Genomic DNA, 6,398 nt, shown 5'->3' with positions numbered 1-6,398 from the left:
CGCTCGCCACGCTGCGCGCGCTGGTGGTTGAGGGGGCGGCGACGGGGGGCGCCTGAATCGGATCGCCCGGCCGCCCCCCCCCACACACCCCCCCCCCCCCCCCCCCCCGGGGGGGGCCCCCCCCCCGGGGGCCCGGGCCCCCCGCCGGCGCCGGCGGGGGGGGGGGGGCGCCGCTCCCACCCTGGAGGCTCGGAGCCAGAACCCTCCGGGGATTTTGCTCACTGGACCCACAGGCTCTATGCCCAACTCCACGCCGCGCTGCACGCGGCCGTCAAGGCACAGGGAGGGCGCGGCGAATGAGCGTACCGCTGCATCTCGACATCAGCACCACGCCCGTGGGGGCGCCGCCCCCGCGCGACGAGCCCAGGCAGGCGCCGGCCGTCGCGGCGGGGCGCCGCTCCCAGGGTACTGTCCTGGAGTCAAGGGGCGGAAGTCTTGCCAACTGGAATCGCGGGCTCCATGCCCAAGCAGAGGGAGGGCGCAGCCAATGACGACCTCAATTCAGAGTCTCGACCCGCTGCGTTTTCCGCTCCAGGGCTCGCGCCTCATCGAGGCCAGCGCCGGCACGGGCAAGACCTTCACCCTGGCCATGCTCTATCTGCGCCTCATCCTGCAGCACGGCGAGGAGCACGCCTTCAGTCGCGCCTTGCTGCCGCCGGAGATCCTGGTGGTGACCTTCACCAATGCCGCGACCGATGAGTTGCGCGACCGCATCCGCCGCCGTCTGGTCGAGGCGGCGGCCGTCTTTCGCGGCCAGGTCGCGGACGCGGATGCCGACCCCCTGCTGCTCCAGTTGCGCGACGAGCTGAGCGCCGAGGCGACCATAGGCGGCGCGCGTCAGCTCGAATGCGCCGCGGAGTGGATGGACGAGGCCGCCATCTCCACCATCCACGCCTGGTGCTACCGCATGCTGCGCGAGCATGCCTTCGATAGCGGCAATGCCTTCGATCAGCAGCTCGAGAACAGCGATGGCGACCTGCTGCAACAGGCGACGGAGGACTATTGGCGCAGCTTCTATCTGAGCATGGGCCGGGACGACCTGGCGCTGGTGCGGGGCTACTGGGAGACGCCGGCCAACCTGGTCGAGGCCCTGCGGCGCCTGCTGCCCTATGCCGATCGTCTGCCGCAGGCGGACCCGCCGGAGACGGTCATTCGCGACTGTCGGGCCGCCAAAGACAGCCGCGTCCAGGCGCTCAAGGCGCAGTGGTCAGAGCAGGCGCACGCGGACGCCTTGGAGCAGCTGTTCGATCAGGCCGCCGCAGTCAAGGCGTTCAAGCAGAGCAGTCTCAATCGCGGTCATCGCGCGGGCGTGCTGCAAGGGCTGCGGCAATGGATGGCGTCGCCGGAGCAGGTCGCGCCGGACTTCTTCGCCAAGGACGGGAAATCCTGGCGGCGCATGTCCTCGCTTGCGATCGCCGAGGTCTGGCTCGACCCGGCCGAGGCCCCGGCCGAGCATCCCGCCTGCCGCGCGCTGGAGCAGCTCCATGAGGAGCTGGACGATCTCCCCGAGCCCTATGCCGAGCTGTTGACCCACGCGGTCCACTGGGTCCGGGCGCGTCTGGAGACGGAGAAGCGGCGTCAGGCCCTCTTGACTCAGAATGACCTCCTGATCCGGCTGGATCAGGCGCTTTGTTCGGAGCGCGGCGAACGGCTCGCGGACTCGATCCGCCGGCAGTTCCCGGTCGCCCTGGTCGATGAATTCCAGGACACGGATCCGCTCCAGTACCGCATCTTCGACAGCATCTATCGGGTCCGTGACGCGGACCCGGAGACCGGTTTCTTCATGATCGGCGACCCCAAGCAGGCCATCTATGGGTTCAGGGGCGCGGATATCTACACCTACCTGATCGCGCGGGCGGACACCGAACAGCGGCACTACACGCTGGACACCAACTACCGCTCCTCCGCGGCCCTCATCACGGCGGTCAACGCGCTCTTCCAGCTCGGCGAGCAGGGTGCCGGCCGGGGTGCCTTCCTGTTTCGCCAGGGCGAGGACAACCCGGTGCCCTTTTACGCCGTACAACCGCGTAAGGACGCCCAAGGCACGCTCCTCCTCGATGGTCAGCCCTGCGCGCCGCTCCAGGTCTGGCTGGTCGAGGACGACATCACCAAAGGACACTACGGCGAGCTGATGGCGGAGGCCGCGGCCAGGGAGATCGCGCGGCTGCTGCGGCAGGGGCAGGAGGACCGCGCCCGTCTGCCCGACGGCGAAGGCGGGGAGCGCCGCCTGCGCCCGAGCGACCTCGCCGTCCTGGTCAACAATCGCGGCGAGGCTGAACTGGTGCGCGGTCAGCTTGCGCGGCTGGGCGTGGCGAGTGTCTATCTCTCCGAACGCAGCAATGTGTTCGCGACCGCCGTCGCCGGCGAGCTGGTCATCCTGCTGCGGGCCATCGCCAATCCACTGGACGAGTGGCTGCTGCGGCAGGCCCTGGCGACACGCCTGCTGGGGTTGACCCTGGCGGAGCTGGATCGTCTCAACTGCGACGAACTCTATTGGGAGGAGCAGGGCGAGCTGTTCCGCACCTATCACGCGCTGTGGCGGCGTCAAGGGGCCTTGCCGCTGCTCTATCGCCTGCTCGCGGACTTCCAGGTGGCCGCTCGCCTGCTGCGCACCCCAGGCGGGGAGCGCGAACTGACCGACCTGCTGCACCTGGGTGAGCTGCTGCAGTCCGCAAGCGATCAGCTCGATGGCGAGCTGGCCCTGGTGCGCTATCTGGAGGAGTCTCGGGCCGCAGCGGACGACGAGGCGCCGGAGGCCCAGCAGCTGCGTCTGGAGAGTGACGAGCGTCTGGTGCGGGTCGTGACCATCCACAAGTCCAAGGGGCTGGAGTATCCACTGGTGTTCCTGCCCTTCATCGCCAACTCCCGCGCCGCCAAGGCCGGCGATCTGCCGCTGAAGACGCACGACGCGGACAAGCGCTTGCAGATCCACCTCAGCGGGGACGATGACATCCTCGCCCAGGCGGACGAGGAGCGTCTGGGCGAGGACTTGCGCAAGCTCTACGTCGCCCTGACGCGGGCGCGCTATGCCAATTGGCTAGGGCTCGCGCCCGCGCCGAACTTCGCGGGTTCCGCGCTGGCCTATCTGCTGAACTCGGACGGTTCTGATCTAGGCGCCCGCGTGCGCGGGCTGTCCTGCCTGAGCGTCATCGATCTCCCGCAGGTCGACCCCGATCGCTATGAGGCTGATGCCCAGCAGCAGCTCGCGCCCGCCCGCGCTGCGCCCGAGCTGCGCCGCGCGCCCTGGTGGATCACCAGCTACTCCGCCCTGACGCGACAGACCCTGCCGTCGCCTACGCTCGGTGTCGATGCATCGGCTCAGGCACCCGCGCCCTCGGCGGACACGGCGGTTCAGGAGACCACCTTCGAAGAGACGGCCGCATCGCCGCCCGCGACCGGCGCTGTCCGGCTCTACCCGGACAAGCACTTGCATGCGCTGCCGCGCGGCAGCCGCTACGGTACCTTCCTGCACGGCATCCTGGAGTGGGCCGCGACGCCGGTCGCGACAGACGCCGAGGGGCGGCGTCTGCGCGGCTTCGCCGCCGCCGTGCAGGCGCGCGCCCTGAGGCGCGAGATGCTCGGGCAACGCTGCAACCTGCGTCGACTGACCGAGTGGATCGATCCGCTGGACGCCTGGCTGGAGGATTTCCTGACGCGCGAATGGATCCTGCACGGCCTCGCTAGCGACGGCGGCAGCCCGCCTAGGCTGGCGCTGCGCGACCTGTCGCCGAGACAGGTGCAGGTGGAGATGGAATTCTGGCTGGAGAGTCGCGCCGTGGACCTGGGTGCCTTGGATCGGCTCGTCCAGCAGCATGTCCTGGTCGGACAGCCGAGGCCGCTGCTCGGCGGGCATCACATCAACGGCATGCTCAAGGGCTTCATCGACCTCGTCTTCGAGCACGATGGCCGATTCTATGTCGTGGACTGGAAGTCGAACTGGCTGGGGTCGGAGGACGCCGCCTACAGCCAGGAGGCGATGCGTGGCGCCATGCTGCATGCGCGCTATGAGCTGCAGTACGTCCTCTACCTGCTCGCCCTGCACCGTCAGCTCAAGGCGCGCCTGCCGGACTATGACTATGACCGACACATCGGCGGCGCCGTCTATGTCTTTCTGCGCGGCGGCTATGCCGAGAGTCAGGGGCTCTTCATGGACAAGCCCCCACGGATGCTGATCGAGGCGCTGGACAGGATGTTCGCCGGTCCGTCTCGCGGCGCGGAGGAGGGCGTACTATGAAGACCTTAGCCGCAACCGCACTCCTGACCCGCCTGCGGCCCTGGGTGGATGCCGGCGCCCTGCGTCCGCTCGATCTGGCCCTGGCCGGGTTCATCCATGAGCAGGGTCCGGAAGCGGACGCCGCCGTGCTCCTCGCCGTCGCCCTGGTGAGCGAGCGTAATGGCCACGGGCACGTCTGTCTCGACCTCGCGGCCGCTCTGGCGCATCCGGACGACCTGCTCACCCGGTTGCGCGACGACGCCATGCTCAGCCCCCAGGTGCGCGCCGAACTCGTCGGTTTGCTGGCCGGATGGACGGCTCAGGATTGGGCGCAACGTCTGACGCAGAGCCCCGCCGTGACGAATGTGCAAGACCTGGAGCAGGGCGGCGAAGCGCATCCGCCGGATCCCGTCACGCCCCTGGTCCTGGCCGGCAGCCGCGAGCGTCCGTTGCTCTATCTCTCTCGCTACTGGCGCTACGAGACCCGGATCCGGCAGGGCATCGCGGAGCGGCTTCGCCGGCCCGTCACCATGCCCGAAGAGGCGCTGTGCGGACTGCTGGCGCTGGTCTTCGGCGAGGAGGCCAACGTCGATAGCTGGCAACAGCTGGCCTGCGCGCTGGCCGCGCGCAGCGCCTTCGCCATCATCACCGGCGGACCCGGCACCGGCAAGACGACCACCGTCGTGCGCCTGCTCGCCGTGCTGCAGGGGCTGGCCTTGGGGCGTGGCGAGCCCGCGCTGCGCATCCGTCTGGCCGCGCCGACCGGCAAGGCCGCCGCCCGCCTGAACGAGTCCATCGCCGCGCGCGTCGCCAGCCTGCCCTTCGGCGCGCTGCCGCAGGGCGAGCAGATGCGCGGCCAGATCCCGACCGAGGTGACCACGCTCCATCGTCTGCTCGGCCCCATCCCGGACAGCCGACACTTCCGCCACCATGCCGGCAATCCGCTGACGGCAGACCTGGTCGTGGTCGACGAGGCCTCCATGGTCGACGTGGAGATGATGGCCAATCTGCTCGACGCCCTGCGGCCGGATGCCCGGCTCATCCTCCTCGGCGACAAGGACCAGCTCGCCTCCGTCGAGGCTGGCGCCGTGCTGGGTGACCTCTGCCAGCGCGCGCGCGGTGGTCACTACCGGCCGGAGACCTGCGCCTGGCTGGAGCGGGTGACCGGCGAGCGCATCGACGCGGAGCTGAGGGACCCTGAGGGGCGAGCGCTGGATCAGTGCATCGCCATGCTGCGCAGGAGCTATCGCTTCCGGCCGGAAGGCGGCATCGGCGCCCTGGCGCAGGTCGTCAACGAGGGCGTGTTGGACCGCCAGGTCGTCACGGATCGGTTCGGCGCCGCGCTTCAGCTGCTCAACCCTCGCGGCAGGGCAAAGCAGGACGCCTCGCTTGGCAGGATCCAGGCCCTTCACTTGCGTGGCGAGCAGGATGCCGCGCTCGACGACCTCCTGCGGGAAGGCTATCGGGGCTATCTGGAAGTGATGGCCAGCCGTGACCCCGGCGACGCCGCCGACCAGGCGGCGCTGGACGACTGGGCGCGGACGGTACTGGATGCCCACGGCCGCTTCCAGCTACTCACCGCGCTGCGGCAGGGCCCCTGGGGCGTGGACGGATTGAATGCCCGGGCGCTCGACATCCTCGTCGGGGCGCCCGAGGGCCGCGGCCAGTGGTTTCCTGGACGGCCCGTGCTCGTCACGCGCAACGACTACGGGCTGAGGCTGATGAACGGCGACATCGGTCTCACCCTGGCGGTGCCCGTTCGCCGCGACGGCGGCGCGCCGCAGCGGGTGCTGCGCGTGGCCTTCCCGACCGGCGACGGTTCGGGCGGCATCCGTTGGGTGCTGCCGAGCCGCCTGCAGGCGGCGGAGACCGTCTTTGCCATGACCGTGCACAAATCGCAAGGGTCAGAGTTCGCGCACACGGCGCTGGTGCTGCCGGACGCACCCAACCCCGTGCTGACGCGCGAGCTGGTCTACACGGCAATCACACGCTCCAAGGAGACCTTCACCCTGCTCTACAGCCGTGATGAGGTGTTGCGGGATGCGCTCGAACGGCAGGTGCGGCGGATGAGCGGCATTGCCGGCGGGGTCCTGGACTGAAGCGACTCCGGCCCATGACCGGCGTCGTGGGCTTTGCGATGCGCCCGTGGAGCGAAGACAATTCTTCGATCACGTCTCGTGCCCGG

3 protein-coding genes are annotated in these 6,398 nt (G+C 69.7%); all 3 read left to right on the top strand.

What is annotated here, in order from left to right:
• Positions 1–296 precede the first annotated feature (296 nt).
• From G3480_RS16330 to recD, 3 genes are read left to right on the top strand one after another with little or no spacing between them, the layout of a single operon-like run.
• Positions 297–491, top strand: coding sequence for a hypothetical protein (locus G3480_RS16330; protein WP_164654960.1), 195 nt, complete (start codon positions 297–299; stop codon positions 489–491).
• Positions 488–4,234, top strand: coding sequence for an exodeoxyribonuclease V subunit beta (gene recB, locus G3480_RS16325; RefSeq protein ID WP_164654959.1), 3,747 nt, complete (start codon positions 488–490; stop codon positions 4,232–4,234). Before G3480_RS16330 ends, recB begins: the two co-directional genes overlap by 4 nt.
• Positions 4,231–6,312, top strand: coding sequence for an exodeoxyribonuclease V subunit alpha (gene recD, locus G3480_RS16320; RefSeq protein WP_164654958.1), 2,082 nt, complete (start codon positions 4,231–4,233; stop codon positions 6,310–6,312). Before recB ends, recD begins: the two co-directional genes overlap by 4 nt.
• Positions 6,313–6,398 lie beyond the last annotated feature (86 nt).

Origin of the sequence: Thiorhodococcus mannitoliphagus (genome assembly GCF_010915725.1) — a bacterium.
Classification (GTDB): Bacteria; Pseudomonadota; Gammaproteobacteria; order Chromatiales; family Chromatiaceae; genus Thiorhodococcus; species Thiorhodococcus mannitoliphagus.
This window is presented reverse-complemented; position numbering and strand designations above follow the sequence as displayed.